1 protein-coding gene is annotated in these 1,073 nt (G+C 67.9%); it reads right to left on the reverse strand.

What is annotated here, in order from left to right; genetic code table 11:
- Nucleotides 1-238: 238 nt before the first annotated feature.
- Nucleotides 239-1,073, reverse strand: an 835-nt coding sequence (locus tag HC031_RS32200) for an SGNH hydrolase domain-containing protein (protein ID WP_205863518.1), incomplete at its 5' end; no start/stop codon positions are given.

Consider the following 1,073-nt stretch of genomic DNA (forward strand, 5'->3'; position numbering starts at 1 on the left):
GGGCCGGTATCCAGAACGTTCAACTCGTTGCACCGGTACACGGTAAATGTTCATAATGTCCATATCGACGTGCCACGCGGTCACCGCATCCAACATGGGGACGTCGCATCCATCGGGTACACGGCGATACGCACTCAGGCGAACGCGCATCGAACGCCGGGTCACCGCCGGGACTCGGCGACCCGGCGTGACCGGTGTCGTCCGGCCGGTGGGCAGTTGCCGATTTGACGTGGCGGCGTTACCGCGGCAGCGCGGCGTCGACCAACTGTGGCTCCATTCTGCTGACGAACCACCGCGCGCCCTGCGGCGTGAAGTGGACGCCGTCGTATCGCACCACCAGCCCGTCGATGACCATCGGGCAGGTTCCGTTCGGGCAGATTCGCTCCTGCATGGCGACGAGACGCACCCCCGGCACTTCGCCCGCGACCTGCCCGTAGACGCTGTTGAGGATGGCATCGGTCGGATTCGCGGTGGCCGGGAAGCCCGCACATGCCTTCGGGTCGGGGTGAGGCTCGAGGCATGCCTTGGCGCTGGTCGTATCCGGCAACAGACCCGGCGTGACCAGCACCGCGCCCGTCTGCGTCACCTGCTCGGCAAAGTGGCGCAGCGCGGCGTGGACGCCGTCCGGCCATTGCGGCGCGCGACGGGAGACCATCGTTCCGTCCGGGGCCACGTAGTCCAGGCGATCTTGGTGGGACAGCGCGAACACGATCGACGGATGGTAGGTGTCGAGCATGCGGTGCAGCCGGCCGTCCGGGTCCTTGGCGCAGTCGGCCTGTCCGGGCAGTGGTGGTTGGGGATAGTGCAGCATGAACGGCAGGCCACTGATGGCGCAGCCCTCCTTCGCGGCGAGGACGTAGCCCCAGCCGCGGCGGTGGGCGAGGTCGACGAAACCGGGGTCGAGGGCCATCGCGGTGGAGTCGCCGACGACGGCCAGCACCGGCCGTCCTTGTGGTGCGCGGACCCGCCAACACATCGGGATGCCGTTCCCGCACGGATTCTCTTTCATCGCCACCAACTGCTGCTTCTGCAGGCCGGTGGCCCAACTCGTGCTGACAACCGCCGCGGTGGCC

The sequence above is a fragment of the Planosporangium thailandense genome (assembly GCF_011947195.1).
Taxonomy (GTDB): Bacteria; Actinomycetota; Actinomycetes; order Mycobacteriales; family Micromonosporaceae; genus Planosporangium; species Planosporangium thailandense.